14 protein-coding genes and 1 pseudogene are annotated in these 14703 nt (G+C 44.5%); 4 read left to right on the top strand and 11 right to left on the bottom strand.

Going from position 1 to position 14703, the window contains the following annotated elements; translation table 11 throughout:
- Positions 1-17: 17 nt before the first annotated feature.
- A complete protein-coding gene (locus ACJJIE_RS04615) occupies positions 18-437 on the top strand; it encodes a hypothetical protein (protein WP_444893712.1) in 420 nt (139 codons plus the stop codon).
- Positions 438-1030: 593 nt separating this feature from the next.
- Positions 1031-1153, top strand: a pseudogene (locus ACJJIE_RS04610) (carbon storage regulator); the annotation flags it as partial.
- A gap of 163 nt (positions 1154-1316) precedes the next feature.
- Here the strand turns inward: ACJJIE_RS04610 and ACJJIE_RS04605 are convergent.
- On the bottom strand, positions 1317-1892 hold the full coding sequence (locus ACJJIE_RS04605) for an imm11 family protein (protein ID WP_444893711.1): 576 nt from the start codon (positions 1890-1892) through the stop codon (positions 1317-1319).
- 188 nt (positions 1893-2080) lie between these two features.
- Positions 2081-2485: a hypothetical protein gene (locus ACJJIE_RS04600; RefSeq protein ID WP_444893710.1), complete on the bottom strand. Its 405-nt coding sequence runs from the start codon at positions 2483-2485 to the stop codon at positions 2081-2083.
- Positions 2486-2900: 415 nt separating this feature from the next.
- Between ACJJIE_RS04600 and ACJJIE_RS04595 the strand changes: the two genes are divergently transcribed.
- Positions 2901-4094 (top strand): hypothetical protein, encoded by a 1194-nt coding sequence (locus ACJJIE_RS04595; protein ID WP_444893709.1) that lies wholly within the window; start codon positions 2901-2903, stop codon positions 4092-4094.
- 130 nt (positions 4095-4224) lie between these two features.
- Positions 4225-5418, top strand: a complete 1194-nt coding sequence (locus tag ACJJIE_RS04590; protein ID WP_444893708.1) for a hypothetical protein — start codon at positions 4225-4227, stop codon at positions 5416-5418.
- 598 nt (positions 5419-6016) lie between these two features.
- Here ACJJIE_RS04590 and ACJJIE_RS04585 read toward each other — a convergent pair.
- The 9 genes from ACJJIE_RS04585 to ACJJIE_RS04545 all read right to left on the bottom strand — a co-directional run bounded on the left by ACJJIE_RS04585 (position 6017) and on the right by ACJJIE_RS04545 (position 13995).
- Positions 6017-6265, bottom strand: coding sequence for a hypothetical protein (locus tag ACJJIE_RS04585; protein ID WP_444893707.1), 249 nt, complete (start codon positions 6263-6265; stop codon positions 6017-6019).
- A gap of 91 nt (positions 6266-6356) precedes the next feature.
- A complete protein-coding gene (locus tag ACJJIE_RS04580; RefSeq protein ID WP_444893706.1) occupies positions 6357-6641 on the bottom strand; it encodes a YrhB domain-containing protein in 285 nt (94 codons plus the stop codon).
- 1160 nt (positions 6642-7801) lie between these two features.
- Positions 7802-7996, bottom strand: a complete 195-nt coding sequence (locus ACJJIE_RS04575; protein ID WP_444893705.1) for a hypothetical protein — start codon at positions 7994-7996, stop codon at positions 7802-7804.
- An 82-nt stretch (positions 7997-8078) separates the two neighbouring features.
- Positions 8079-8384 (bottom strand): hypothetical protein, encoded by a 306-nt coding sequence (locus tag ACJJIE_RS04570; protein WP_444893704.1) that lies wholly within the window; start codon positions 8382-8384, stop codon positions 8079-8081.
- A gap of 91 nt (positions 8385-8475) precedes the next feature.
- The gene (locus ACJJIE_RS04565) at positions 8476-9486 is read right to left on the bottom strand and encodes a hypothetical protein (RefSeq protein ID WP_444894748.1); all 1011 of its coding nucleotides are present in this window, start codon (positions 9484-9486) and stop codon (positions 8476-8478) included.
- 140 nt (positions 9487-9626) lie between these two features.
- Positions 9627-10916 (bottom strand): group II intron reverse transcriptase/maturase, encoded by a 1290-nt coding sequence (gene ltrA, locus ACJJIE_RS04560; RefSeq protein ID WP_444893703.1) that lies wholly within the window; start codon positions 10914-10916, stop codon positions 9627-9629.
- 597 nt (positions 10917-11513) lie between these two features.
- The gene (locus tag ACJJIE_RS04555) at positions 11514-12155 is read right to left on the bottom strand and encodes a hypothetical protein (protein WP_444893702.1); all 642 of its coding nucleotides are present in this window, start codon (positions 12153-12155) and stop codon (positions 11514-11516) included.
- A gap of 386 nt (positions 12156-12541) precedes the next feature.
- The gene (locus tag ACJJIE_RS04550) at positions 12542-13102 is read right to left on the bottom strand and encodes a YbhB/YbcL family Raf kinase inhibitor-like protein (RefSeq protein ID WP_444893701.1); all 561 of its coding nucleotides are present in this window, start codon (positions 13100-13102) and stop codon (positions 12542-12544) included.
- Between the two features lie 86 nt (positions 13103-13188).
- Complete coding sequence (locus ACJJIE_RS04545) at positions 13189-13995, bottom strand: helix-turn-helix transcriptional regulator (protein ID WP_444893700.1); 807 nt, start codon at positions 13993-13995, stop codon at positions 13189-13191.
- Between the last annotated feature and the right edge of the window lie 708 nt (positions 13996-14703).

The raw sequence follows: 14703 nt of genomic DNA, 5'->3' as shown, positions 1-14703 counted from the left end.
GGCAGGAACTCACTGAGTTGAATGAGAGCAGGCTCCAGCAAATTGGCGACTTGAATGCCGGCTTCACGTCGAAAGTCGGTGAGGTCCACCAGTTAACCAAGCAGTTAGGCGCTATTTCCAGTGAACTCAACGAGGCAAAACAGGCCAAGAGGCGGCTGGAAGATACGAGTGCCGATGAGCGGCAGAAGCTACAGGCACAGCTGGATAGTGCAGAATCTGGCCGGAGGGCGGCTGAGAGCCAGGCGCAGAAGGGGGAGCAGCGAAACGCATTATTTAGGGAGCAGGCCCAGAATGAACTTCTACTGTTTGCCAGAGAGTTTGGGGAGCTGCGCAGCCAAGTGCAGAGTGAATCAATGCAGCGAAAACTGGATGAGCTAGAGACTCAGCGCCGAGTCCTAGAGGCCAAGCTGGCTACTGTAGAGGGTGGTGATTCGTAGTCCATCTATTTGGCGTCAACTCTGCGCGGTTTGTAGCAAAAGTGAGAGAGAGGGAGCACTGCCAGCGGCGCGGCCCCTGCTGGCTGCTGCCAGCCGTTTTTGAGTGCCTAGAAAACTTCGTGCTCCAGTGTGGCCAAGTTCAGTAGCAGGTAACCCACTACCGTACGCAATATATGTAAAATTCGATTTTTTCCTGCCAACCGCCTTGCTGATAGCTAAACGCCATGGATGTACTCTGAACAAACCCAATTCGGGCTTAACTAAATAAGAGGAAATGAAAATGGCTAAATCAAGTTCAAACAACAGTTCTGGACACCCACCAAATAGGGTGGCGAGCAGGGCAGCAGAAGCTAGATTAGAAAATTGGTATTGGTCCTACAAAAATGATTTAAATTCAACAGGTTATAGTGAAATACCAACTCAGGAAAACTACCCCCCACCCTTCCCAATCCTGTACCACTACGGCCGTTCCACACCCGCAAAGCATCACTTGCCAAACTCCCCCAACAAGGGATACCCACCCACGGCTTGAATACCACTAGGAAGCAAATAGGTTGGCCATAAAGCACTGAGCCGGCGAAAGCTCATAAGCTGGAACAAATGTCCCAGTTGCTGTACCGGAAGTGAAAAGCAAACAAGAAAAGATAGGCATCCACGCCCCCAAATCCCTCCCCATCCATCGTGAAGAGATTTATGAGCGCATCGGAAAAGAAAAAAACAGACAATTGAAGACGCTTAAGACAGATCCTTCGGAGAGAAGGGCTTCACCAGAGTCATGGATATCTTAATCACCAAACTAATTTTTCAGCAAATACGTGCCTAAGGTATCAGATAGACTTTCTTGTTAGCATTAACTCGCTTTAACTCAGACTTTATAGATTATGTCCTACTGGATAAATCTGTAGAAAAATGAAGACCTGTAAGCTCATTTGACTCAATAATGTCTTTAAATTTGTCAGTACAATAAAGATAACTGAAACGATCAAAGCTGGTTTTAAAAAGTATGTGTGTGCCTATTGTTTCAGGCTTAAATGAAAGAGAGGAGATACCAGCATAGATACCATCATTTAATAGAATTTTAGACTTAGATGGATCAGGCTCAATCACACTATAAACAGAAAATATGAAATACTCATCACCATTACACTCAAAAGGTAAGAACTCACCAAAAATATCCAGTAATGGGGAAAGCACATCTTTTGCTTTCTTAGATACCATTAAAAAAACATTCATCCATAAGTAGACGTCTGGAATTTTGGATAGTTCTCTAGCTTCCTCTGAAAACATCTCATAGAATCCGCCATGACTTTTTGGCCACTTATCCGATATCGACTGTTGGATAGAGCGAATTTTTCGATATTTAACAATACCAAATGCACTCATAAGCTCCTTTGTATTAAATGTTTCCACAGAGCCATATTTCGATGAATCCGAGGAGATTTTATATAACTTCATGCAATTTTCTCAAGGTACTTTTTCTCGGATCTTTTAGTGAGAAAGAACGTTTCCTCTCCATTTTCTAACAAACTGCTTATCAAACCAAGCTCCTTTCGCAAGAAAACAATTCTGGACACTCTCCAGCTAGAAAGCACAACCCGCCCACTCTCTCGACAATAGCGAGAAATAGTGGAAAGTACGGAGACTCAAAGAACAGCCTGAAATCCAGGGTTCCAGGGTTCCAGGGTTCCAGGGTTCCAGGGTTCCAGGGTTCCAGGGTTCCAGGGTTCCAGGGTTCCAGGGTTCCAGGGTTCCAGGGTTCCAGGGTTCCAGGGTTCCAGGGTTCCAGGGTTCCAGGGTTCCAGGGTTCCAGGGTTCCAGGGTTCCAGGGTTCCAGGGTTCCAGGGTAGAGTGTTGCAGTCGAACAGCGATAGCAACTCTTGATGATGGAAAAAGTATCTGGAAGGAAAAGCCCCTAAACTGAATGTGACCTGACAGAGCACCTCCTGAAAAACCGGTAACTGGCAGATCAAGTCTGAACTACTACAAGTGACGATTGATACGCCCAGTAAACTAGAGTAACTTCGCGACAGCACTTCCGCTAACCTCACGGCGGCTGAATAATTCCGTGATACCTCAGGCTTGCACAGTAACTCCCCGCACTGCTCAGCAACTAAAGAGCTTTACTGATGAACTTGCTGATGTTTTCCCCACAAACTAATTTCTCAGTTAAAACAAACTAATTTCTCAGTTAAAACAAACTAATTTCTCAGTTAAAACAAACTAATTTCTCATAGCTCAACCTACTACCGTCGAACAAACTGATCACGTTGATCAAGTAGCGGTGGTTTACCGGGATAAAACTAATTTTGTGGGCTGTTGCTTCCGTTTGCAGTAGAAAGAGTATAACCAAGAATTCGTTTGCTTATTCCTTGTAATCCCTGTCATTTAATAAGTCGGTATCCCTGGCATTTTCATTACATGCGGAATACTGCAGCGATTCATTAAAGGATATTAAGCGTAAATATGAGAACTTCAATCCCCCTTATCTCACTGGTTACTGCATTAAGCAGCCAATATTCTATTGCGGATAATAACTCGACGACAGTCATTCAGCAGGGCGTGGGCAACATGGTAACTATCGATCAATCAGACCCCACCGTCAACAATAGTGTGATAACACTTTCGCAATCCGGAAATAATAATCTTCAGGAGGCCACTCAAGACACCGATATTGACACAGGCATTATCACGCAAACCCAAATCGGTGATAACAACGAAGCCATCGCTGAGCAGGCCAGTCAAGTGACCAATGGGATAATAACCAATACCCAAGTTGGCGATGGCAACGAAATTCTTGCCAGGCAAGTTAATGATTTGACGGATAGCTCCATCACCCTCAGCCAGATTGGGGATGACAACTTAATTCAAACTACTCAGGGGAGCAGCACGGAACTCAGCGTTATTAATATCCAACAGCAAGGGGATTCTAACCTTGTAGATTTTGGTCAGGAGGGCTCACTATTAGCTTTCGCCACTATGGTCCAGCAGGGACAGATGAATAGTGTCAATTCCGATCAAGATAGTAATGTTGAGCTTAGTGAGATCGCCATCCAGCAAATAGGAGATATGAATTTTGCGCTTGCCGGCCAGTTGATCAGCAATATGTTCAGTACCATTAACACCACCCAGATAGGGGATGGTAATTCATCTAGTGTTCTCCAAGTGAATGATGTCGATTCATCCTACGCAACAACCTTTCAATTCGGCGATGACAATGTGGCGCGGATACGTCACTTCGATCAGGTAATTGGCCAGGAAGCTGAAATCAGCCAAGTTGGCGACAGCAACGATGCCACCATTAACCAAAGAGACCTAAGCACTTTTAATAGCGCAACTGCCAGCCAGACAGGCGAACAAAATAGGGGCGAAACAAGTCAGCTGCCACAAACCCATTTTAGTATGGTGACTACCAACCAGGCGGGAACTCTCAATGAAATCGATATTCTGCAGGAGAGCGCCACAAACGTAAGCGCTACATCAATCCAGGATGGCACGCAGAATGTAACAACTATCGACCAGATGTCAAATCTATTCAGCAATGCGGCAACAACACAGGTTGGCACACTCAATATGATAACCGTTTCGCAGAGTAATAACAGCCAAACGGCTACCGCGACTCAAACCGGTAGCGGAAATGTTGGCTCAATTATCCAGTAGTTTATAACCGGCAGGTGATAAAGTGGATGCAACTATTACCGGAAACCAAGATTTAATAAGTCGGTACCCCTGGCATTTTCATTACACGCAGGATACTGCAACGATTCATTAAAGGATATTAGGCGTCAATATGAGAACTTCAATCACCCTTATCTCACTCGTTACCGCATTAAGTGGTCAATATTCTGTTGCAGATAATAACTCGACGACAGTTATTCAGCAGGGTGTGGGCAACATGGTAACTACCGATCAATCAGACCCCACCGTGAACAACAGTGTGATAACACTTTCGCAATCTGGAAATAATAATATTCAGGAGGCCACCCAAGACACCAATGTTGACACAGGTATCATTGTGCAAACCCAAATCGGTGATAACAACGACGCCATCGCTGAGCAGACCAACCAGGTGACCAATGGGGTAATAACCAACAGCCAAGTTGGCGAAGGTAACGAAATATCCGCCAGGCAACTTAATGGTCTGCTGGATAGCTCCATCACCCAAAGCCAGCTTGGGGATGGCAACATTATTGACTCTTCCCAGGGCAACAACGCAGAACTGAGCGTTATTAGCATCCAGCAACAAGGGGACTCTAACCAAGCAGATTTTGGTCAGCAGGATTCGTTCTTAGCTTCGGGCTTTATCGAGCAGCAGGGGCAGATGAATGAAATAATTTCTGATCAGAATATCGGCATTGAATTTAGTGAGATTGCAATTCAGCAAATAGGAGATATGAATGAAGTGACTGCTGGTCAGTTGATCATCAATATCTTCAGCACCATTAACACCACCCAGATAGGGGATGGTAATTTCGCTAGTACTATCCAATTAGATGATGTCGATTCATCCTCTGCAACAACATTTCAACTCGGTGATAACAATGAGGCGCGGATACGTCAAACAGAGCAGGTTATTGAGCAGGTGGCGGAAATCAACCAACTTGGTGACTCCAACGATGCTGCTATTAACCAAGATGAGCAAAGCGCTTTTAATAGTGCAACTGCCGATCAGGCAGGGGACCAGAACAGGGTCGATATAGATCAGCTTACACAAACCCAGTTTAGTACGGTAACTACCAGTCAGACGGGAACTCTCAATGAAATCGATATTTTACAGCAGAGTGCCAGTACGGTAAGCGCCGTGTCAACCCAGGATGGCTCGCAGAATATAACAACTATCGACCAACTATCGAGTGTATTTAGCAATGCGACAACAACACAAGTTGGCACACTCAATATGATAACCGTTTCGCAGAGCAATAACAGCCAAACGGCTACTGCGACTCAAACCGGTAGCGGAAATGTTGGCTCAATTATCCAGTAGTTTGTGAGCGGCGGGTAAGGAGCCTCTGAACAACTCCGCTATATCTCTGTGGGTCTTGACTGCTACAGATCCCGCAAATGGTTGCAGCCTTTTGCAGCGCTGCAGCGCACTCCAGGACAGCAGTAAAAGGGCCTACAGCACGGGATATAGGCCCTTTTATCGGGGCGGTTAATATCCTACCTGCATATATCCTGCCTTTGTACTACATCATATTTTTCAACAATGCTTTGTATCGCCGACTAGGACGCAGCTTAGCCAAGCCGCGATCAAAATCATCCCGTACCTTTTGATCGTGAAAGCCAACACGAAAATTCGTCGTCGCTGGAAATATCTGGAACAGCTTCACCTGCGCCGTGGTGTGCCCCATTTTTTTGCCGTTAAAAGCAATTTTGAACAGCTACCAAACAGAGTGGCTAGCTAATTAACAGTAGTCAGGCTAGAAAATTAATATTGAAACGATAAAACGAAGTAAGCTCAACAACTTATAGTAATTCACCAACTCAGGTATACTAGCATTCGCATTTCTCTATTCTACACGCCTGTGAAAAAAACGAAGCAGCGACCTGGGTGTCGGGTGCCTTTAGTTGTAATTCGACGGCTATTTGTAAATCTTGGGATCAACCTCATATTCTCCCCCCATTTCCTTCGGTTTTAAACTTGGGTGCTGCTCGTAGATCGGATTCATGAAACCGACAAGCAACTCAGTCATCACCCTTCCCGTGGCTCTCTGATAAGCTTTAAACTCTTCTTCAGAGCATGCCGTTTTAATTAGAGCCAAATTACTATCGATTTGTGCTCCTAGTTTAAGGGCGAGTAAACTTGTCTTTTCAGCTAACTTTATATCCATATCTACTTTCCGTATAACGCCACATTTGCAGCAGCTAGAGCATGACATCACTCACCCAGCGGCGAGCAACACTCACTGACTATTTGCCAGGCTACAATGCATCTTCATATTCTTTTATGTAACACTCAATATCGTGAGCTGTTCCTGCATAACTAAGCTGTCCGGTATCTCGATTTACTATGATTGGAGCATTACCAGCAAGCATATTACGAAAGTCACCTGTCTCTACATACGTTTTGCTCTGGTAGAAAAACACCCAACCCCAAGCCTTTTCAATAGTCTCTTCGGCAAGGACAACACAATCAATTCGATTGTATTTATCTTTTACTCTCTCTAGTTCAGCTTCAACCAAACTTAGTGCTTCTTGTTTATTCATACTCGTGGTACATAACGGTTTATTCAAAAGCAACCTCTATATATCACGCTTTTCCATAATCCCAAAGCTCGCTAGTATGATCACACAAAGATACAGAGGATCAGTAAGCCTACCTTTTTATAGAGTAAGTATTCAAAGTATGGTGTGGTATTAAGTAGTCTTTATTGAATTCTAACATACAGACCATGCCTTACGGATTTAGTCATCTGGCCTTTCGTATTTACAGCAATGTAGATAGCAATATAGTCCGCATTGCACTGCCCCCCCAAAACCCAGCTACTTGGCCTCCAAAAGTTGCTTTCTTAGCTTCAATTCAAGGAGTGCCCCCACAAACATTCCATCGATAGAAAAAGAGGTAGACTTAAGAGTCCTGAGATTGCGAAACCCAAGCTATTGAATCAATCTATCAGCCAAACTACTATTAGCTGAGGGATATCAAGTAAAGACAGACATCCACACCCATCAAACGAATTGAACCCTCCGCGCACATCTGAATGAAGCTAATGGGAAGCGGCCTCACCAAAGGAGGCCTGCCAGGGCTTTTTCTTAAGCAGTTTAACTTTAGGAGGCAATTCTGGACACCCACCCAGTAGAATAGCGAGCAGAGCAACAGTAGCCGGATAAGAAAATTGGCATTGAAAATATAAAAAGTTGTAAATTCAATAAGTTATATTAGCTAATCAATTCAGGAACACTTACATCCACCCTTCCCTATTCTGCACTATTACGACTGCTCCCCATCCGCAAAGCATCACTCACCAAGCTCCCGCAGCAAGGAATCCCCCCACATCTTGAGTATTTTCACGAAGTATGTAGGTTGACCATAAAGCACCGAGCCGGCGAAAGCCCATAAGCTAGTAGAAGTGTGCCAGCTGCAGTACTGGAAGCGAAAAGTAATCAAGAAAAGATAGGCATCCACGCCCCAAATCCCCTCAGCCCATCGTAAAGGGATCTATGTGCGAATCGAAAGGTAAGCAATAGAAGGAATTCTCAAAGGAAGGAGACTCTACCCCAATAGGGCTCCAGAGAGGCGCTATTGATAGCTAGCTATCTTTCAGGTAACGGGCGGCATGCTCATAAAACCCTTTTCACACCTACAAGGAATTACCTCTCTACAAAGCGGGAAAGACAGCACAAGTTAGAGTGAACAAGTAGCCTAGCTACTTAGCAGAAGGCTTTGATCGTTTTTCAACCTGCTCCTCCTCATCAATACGATCTACTAGGTTTTCTGGTGAACCCAAGGTACTGTCTTTTTCAAGCTCTTTCTTGATATCTTCAGGAAGTGGCTTGAACAACGCTTTTGCTCTCCCTTCAGCATTCCTTTTTACTTTCTCGTATCTTGGTTGGCGCATCATGAGATTCCTATCAACAAATTAAGGTTAATATAGTTAACGAATGAACCTGAGGCGGAGCTTATAAATCAAGCAGGCAATGCAACTAGCGAGCGAGTGAAATATCGACTACCTGACAGTTTTCACTGTGTAGTTTCACAGCCGGCTGACCACCGCCACGTCCATACTTTGATTCTTCCTTCGGAATCACTAAATAGAAACTGCCATCAACAATCAACTTGTAGTCCCCAACTTTTGCGCTTTTGGCTGGAAACTTTGTAGCAATTTCGGAAACCCCTTTTTCAAGCGCAAGTTCATCTGAACACAAGCAGGCGCTTGCAATATGGGAACAAACTGCCAATGCCATGAAAACTATAATTTTTACATTAAAATTATAGAACACCTTAAACATAGCAAGTTACCTTGTATGTATGGCTACCCATTTAGTAATACAGCCTTATTGTTGGAGCGAAACTGAAAACGAGTCTATCAATATACGCTCGTTAACAGTCATTGACAGATGCCATTTCCTCTAATTTTCTTTTCGCAAACTTACCCCTTTCTGATACAGGGTGAGATTTATCTGAAGCAAACTTGTTAGCTAATTCCTTAGCAATAACTGGTTCAATTTTACCCAACTCTCGTATCAAAATCTCAGCTGAAACTCGTCTAACGATAGACGAGCAATCAGTAGATGATAATTCTAAAAAATCGAGTATAGGGATCTTGATGTCTAGTTTTCGTTCACCTACGATGGGCCTTACCCTACCTTCACAATAGCGTATATCTGTCCATTCCCATTTCCGGCCCTCCATCCATACAATACGGCCTTCAAATAAACTACGATATGCCTTAGCTCTAACCGAAGGTTGAATAGCTAATCTCGCTATTTCCTCTAAATTCTCATCAAGAATAGGTGTGCGCCCAAGCTGGGAAAAAAGTGATGACATAGACCCAGACGCTGACAAAATTAACTTACGCCGAAGCGACTCTGCTATATCTTTTTCACAAATGATTTGAAGAAGAATCTGCTTGTCTTCCTCCTTGATTCTACCCCATGAGTTCCAATTTGATAGTGCAATACATAGTGCTTCAACTACGCATTTTGGATCAGTTAATTTTGCTATCTCAGGAAGCTTTTCCCTTGCAGCCTCACGCACTTGAGGCACCCAATCATTCAGCCTACGAACGGCAAGCGAGAAAAAGAATGTATTTGGCGCTCCTCCCGAAAGAGCTCGTAGAGCTTTCTCTCTTTTGTAACCATCCCAACTTATTAGGTCAAGCCAAGTTGTCAGCTCCTTAGGTTTTGACCAAAGTTTCCACTTGGGAGGCGTGGATTCTCTTAATGCTGAAGAGAACTCAGTGCGTATAAACCGTTCCCAGTAGTCAAAACTGGAAAGAGATAACTGACTCGTCACATCAACTAATGCAGACATATCAGCTACAACCTTGCTCCCCGAATTTATCGAGTTCGCAAAGTCCTTAACTGCTAAAATAACTTTCTCTTCCATCATCTTCAACTGTTGCACCTATTTCACGGCTTGAGTAGTGGTAGGACAGCCGGTTACCCTAACTGCCCCCACGCAGATCCGGACGTGCGGAACTACCGCATCCGGCTCTTCAATAATATATTCGCTCGTGTAAAGCACGAACCCTAATACCAGTCCACAAGTATACTGCGTTTGTATACTCGCGGTGGCTTTAGCCCAAAATATCCCAGCATTTCCTTTAGACTATTCCAGTTATAACTCTTGCGCTGACTCCGTCGATTGAGCCATTTGTGTATGCTGTGTAGAACATAGCTGTACAAACGGGACAAGCTTCGACTGTTGTCTGGCAGACCGAAGTAGTTCTGGAACCCCTGTAGCTTGCGCTTCAGTGTGGGCAGCCATTCTCTCAGACGCTCACTGCGCTTGGCTTTGATCCAGTGGTAGAGCGCTTCCATTGCGCCCTTCTGTTTCTGTGCGGCAGTCCGGCGCCTGAGCCTGGGGCGTTTGTTGACGTCCAAGCTCCAGTAGAACCCAAAACCCAGAAACTGGAACCGCCGTTTTCGGCCCGGATGGAAGCGGCTAAAGCGCTTCAGGTGCGTTTTCTCGGGGGCTAACTGCAGGCCAAACTTGTTCAGCCGTTGCGGTAGTACCCGGTAAAAGCGCTCTGCATCCGTTTTCAATTGGAAAGCCACTACATAATCATCGGCGTACCGGATTAGCATGGCTCTGCCACGCATACGCGGCTTAACCTTCTTCTCGAACCACAAATCCAGGACGTAGTGCAGATAGATGTTCGCCAGTACCGGACTGATCACGCCACCTTGCGGGGTGCCTGCTGCCGCTTTACTGAACTTACCATCTCGAGTTTGCACGCGTACTTTCAGCCACTGCTTAATCAGTGTCAGCAGGGCTTTGTCGTCGACACGAAGGGCTAGCATACGCAGTAACCAGTCGTGATCCAGCTGATCAAAGAAGCCTTTAATATCGGCTTCAACGATGTAGCCGTAGCCTTTGAATTGCAGATTTAAGCCAAGACTGTGTACGGCTTGGTGGGCGCTTTTCCTGGGACGGTAACCGTAGCTGAAGGGCAGAAAATCCTGCTCCCAGATACTTTGCAGTAGCTGCGCTACGCTTTGCTGCACCAGCTTGTCTTCCACCGTGGGCAGCCCCAGTGGACGTTGCTTGCCGTTGCCTTTGGGAATCGATACCCGCTTAATCGCCTGGGTACGGTAGTGTTTGTCACACAGCCGTTGATGTAGGCAATGGATATTTTGCGACAGACTTTGCCGGTAAACTTCGGTCGTTACTCCGTCGATACCGGGGCGGGCCTGCTTATTGAGCTGGCCCCAACTTTGATACAGCAGGTAGGAATTTAGTAATCCGTATAAATTCTGAAACCTGTGCCTGGGGTGGCTCCATGCTTTAAATGCGATGGCATGCAAGGCGGTTGTCATAGTATCTCCAGCCCTACTTTGTCCAGACTATGTTTCTGTTGCAAACCGATATTACTGTCAGCCCCTTCGCCATGTAAGCGGCTTTCCCGCTCTCGGACTACTATGAGCTGATCCGACTTCCGAGTGGTCTTCGTTAGTTTCACCATTAGGCTTAACGTCCCTACCTGTTCCTTCAGGAACCTGCTCGGATCTCTCAAGTTCTCAATACCTCTCTTTCTACATGCCACGGCTTGATAACCCCGCCGATCCACCACAACCTCACCAATGCGGTTGCTTTGCCTGGACTTCGATGGCGTTACACATCTCGTCAATCGGAGCTCACTTTATTATCGGAGCGATACCAGCACTTCAGGATCACGATAATCCCTATGGCCTATAGAATTCTCTGTGTACGCTTCACATAGTTTGTTCACAGTGAAAAAAAAGATTTATTTTTTTTCTTTCTGTTCCGCCCTTCACGCAACACTCGATACAGGTGGCTGGTTAGGCCTTACCCGACAGGGACTTCCACCCTGCAAGAAGCATCAAGCTTAGCTTGACGTACTAACGCCCAAATCAGCGGAGTTTCAGTTCCGCTGTATTTTCTTATTACATGCCCTACGCCATCTCTCTTAGCAAGTGAATAGGTGTATTTTTTGGCAACCCCATTGAGCTTGCCAAACCATCTATACGATTTGCCACCATGATAATCTCTGACTCGGCCACCCCTATCGCCTCACACAAAGCAGGATAATCAACCTCAATTTTTCTATCTGTGGCCGGGATGAATGGCTCGTCATCAATGCACTCAATTATTACTTTATCGCCCTTTCTAAACGCACGCGGACTTGGATGCCCCTCAATGGCTATGTAGAGATCGGATTCCGACTTCAATCGCATCCAGGACTCAAGATCAGCTATAGTCCCACAACATTGGGGAAATAATTTATTAACTCCATTTATGACTAGAGCAAAGCCGCCAAAGAAGGCGCAACAATCTTTGACTTCAAAATCTGATATATGCAGTTCAATTGCGCGCGCCAAATTGTTGTCATTAAGCTTACTTAACGAATGAAATTGATGATCAGCTGAATATCCGACCAAGTCTCGATATCCACTTACTGTAAGTAGCTCGTCTCTTGCAGTCGAGCTACATTCTTTCCTAAGATCGTAAGCCTGATCTGATATTGGCAACTCTATTAATGCTTCTATTTTTACTTCCATATTTATGAAATTCTGGCCCACCACTTCCTCAGCCATCCGATTCCTCTACAAGACATCACTTACCAAGCTTCTCCGCCAAGGAATGCCCACCCACGGCTTGAAAATCAAGCACGAAGTAAGCACTTTGACCATAAACCACTAAACCGGCGAGAACCTAGGAGTCGGTACGAATGCCTCAATTATCGAGCTAAAAGTAAACCAGAATCAAGTAAAGGCAGACATCCACACCCATCAAACGAAATGAACCCTCCGCGCACATCTGAATGAAGCTAATGAGAAGCGGCCTCACCAAAGGAGGCCTGCCAGGGCTTTTTCTTAAGCAGTTTAACTTTAGTGAATGGCAAGAAACACAAAACTTCAACTATCTCGCTCCCGGTCACATTAGATGCGCCATGGCCTCATCTGAATTTGCTCATCGGCGGTCACTCCCGTACGTATAAAGCTTCGATAGTACTTGCGCCCAGAGAGTTAGCCTTAACCATATAACCAGTTAGTGCTCCTGATGCATCGCTTGGTAAATCTAATTTCTTTGATAATGCATAAACCGTAAACTGGTACCGGTGCGCGCCATGGCCTTTAGGTGGACAAGCACCACCAAAGCCCCTTAAACCATAATCATTTACTATTTGTATACTACCCTGAGGGATACGGTTTTTTTCTGAGCTTCCTGCATCAGCCTGCAGTGAAGTAGTATCTTGGGGAATATTTACAAGTTGCCAATGCCACCAACCACTACCTGTTGGTGCATCAGGGTCATATGCAAAAACAGCAAAAGCTTCTGTCCCTTCTGGCGCATTAGACCAAGATAACTGTGGTGAAATATTACTACCAGTACAGCCGAACCCTTGGAATTCCTGCTCTTTGCTCATAAATTTTCCAGCATGTATATCTTTACTCGATAGCAAAAATGACTCTGCAGAAACCGCACCGGACAAGAGCACTGTAAAGACAACAAAACTGAACCTGCTTATTACACTTGACATTTTTTCTCCAAATATATTCCGAATGAATACTTATGATAGGAGTTTCATATTCAGAGTAATAGATCAAAAACAGTCAAAGTTTTGCCTCAAACGTTCACTCTTGTTTTTCTCAGTTCTATAGGGGTTATACCAAAAGCTCGCTTAAACCTATCTGCAAATCGAGACTGTGACTTATAGCCACACCTTTCTGATATACGGCCTACAGGCTCAAATGTCGTTTGAAGCAAGTGCAGTCCAAAGCCAAGCCTGACATCATCTATAATAACTTTAACACTTGTACCTTCACCATTTAACTTCCTTCTTAGTGTTGACTCACTCATTGCTAATTTTGACGCCAGCATATCTACCCTTAAGTCCGCTGCTGGATTTTCACTGATAATTCTATATAACTTTTGACTCACACTCGCTGACTCCAATACAGAAGCTACTTCTTGGTACCCCAAATAAAATAATGTTTGTAATATTTCTTGTCTTCGAATATGCCATAGATCTGAAGAAACGGATGAACCCCATTCCATAAACTGATGGAGGGTTATCTCCAAAGTAGAACCTACCTCACCGGTAAAATAGCTTTTTTCAATACTCTTCTCAAAAATTAATCTATCGAAATCCTTATATTCAAATTCAATAAGCAGCGCAAAATATTCCGAATCGACTGGGATATTTCGCATATCAACTTTAGGGCTATTAGATAGAAATATAAACTCCCCAGCTGAGCAGCTCTTTTGGCTATCCCCACCTAGTTCCTTGCATCCGTCAAGTACACATATCAAGGTAGGATTAACAATTGGAACATTAAAAATATTTTGTTCCTTATATGAGGAATAAACTGAAAAAGGTAAGCTCTTACCCTCCTCCAGTAACTGTTTTGCTAATTGCTTAAGTTTTAACATAAGTTGATTGAGCGCCTAACAGTAAATTCAAAAGCAGGGTCTATATAGCATAACCATCAATAATTACAAAATGTTCCAACCCAATCACGCACAATCAGATTCTACCCACTAGCGACGGACACTCTCTTAAGCGATAAAATATGCAGCAGAGGAGCTCTATGGCCAGACCAAGCAATCTAACCAAAACCACTCGTAAACAATGCTCAGAGAAGTATTGAAAGTACTGGCGTTCAAAATCGGTGTTAGCGTTGCCGCTAAACAGCTTGGGTTGCATCCCTCCCAGTAATGATTTAAATTCAATAGGTTATAGTGAAATCCCAATTCAGGAAGGCTCGTCCCCGCCCTTCCCTATTCTACACCACTGCGGCCATTCCCCACTCCCAAACATCTTAGTTCTCCCTATAAGCGATACCCACCCACGGCTTGGGTATCAGCCTGAAGTAAGTAGATTAACTATAAAGTAATGAACCAACGAATACCTCATTCACAGTACTGAGAACGAAAAGAAATCAAGTAGAGATAAACACCCACTCCCCAAGCTCCTGCCCTTTCATCACGTAGAGATCTATATACACATCGAAAATGAACAAAAATTAGACACAAGCGGAGAGTTAATAGCGAATTTCTCATTGTGGAGGCCATAACCAGGCTTCCTCCATGAGAGTTAAACGTTATTTGAGTCAAGGATACGGTAATTACATGTAATAG

The sequence above is a fragment of the Microbulbifer maximicatervae (SeqCode) genome (assembly GCF_052467325.1).
The sequence above is the reverse complement of the archived record's forward strand: the minus strand, read 5'-3'. Positions and strand labels throughout refer to the sequence as shown.